Genomic DNA, 795 nt, shown 5'->3' on the forward strand with positions numbered 1-795 from the left:
AAGCTGACGACCGACACGATTGCCGCGCTGGCAACCGCCCAGGTGCAAGGTCTGACCACTGGCCAGATGCAGGCACTGATCTCCAACCAGATCTCGGCCATTAACTCCAACACCTTGCAGTCGCTCAAGACCAGCCAGATCGCCGCGCTGACGACCGCACAGGTCGCTACCGGCTTGACGACTGACCAGATCGGCCAGCTCAAGAGCGCTCAGATTGCCGCTCTGACCACTGCGCAAGTACAAGGCATGACGACCGATCAGATCGTCGCGCTGGGAACGACGCAAGTGCAGGCGCTGGTCTCGAACCAGCTGCAAGCCTTGACGAGCTCGCAGTTCGCCGCGATGGAATCGGTGGACCTGCAAGCTCTGAAGAGCACGCAGATCGCCGCCTTGACCACGGCTCAGGTGAACTCCCTGACGACGGATAACATCGTCGCTCTGTCCAGCACGCAGATCCAGTCGCTGACCACGGCACAGATGCAGGCCCTGACCTCGGCGCAGATCGCCAACATGGAAACAGTCGACCTGCAGTCGCTCAAGACCAGCCAGATCGCTGCCCTGACGACCGACCAGGTGCAGAAACTGACGACCGACACGATTGCCGCTTTGGCAACCGCCCAGGTGCAGGGTCTGACCACCGGCCAGATGCAGGCACTGATCTCCAACCAGATCTCGGCCATCAACTCGAACGACCTGCAGTCGCTCAAGACCAGCCAGATCGCCGCGCTGACGACCGCGCAGGTTGCTACCGGCTTGACGACTGACCAGATTGGCCAGCTCAAGAGCGCCCAGATT

Annotated in this window: 1 pseudogene; it reads left to right on the top strand. The window is 61.4% G+C overall.

Features of this window, described 5'->3' with window-relative positions:
• Nucleotides 1-795, top strand: a pseudogene (locus G3574_RS28020) (heme utilization protein); the annotation flags it as partial.

It is taken from the genome of Noviherbaspirillum galbum (assembly GCF_010974945.1).
Lineage (GTDB): Bacteria > Pseudomonadota > Gammaproteobacteria > Burkholderiales > Burkholderiaceae_D > Noviherbaspirillum > Noviherbaspirillum galbum.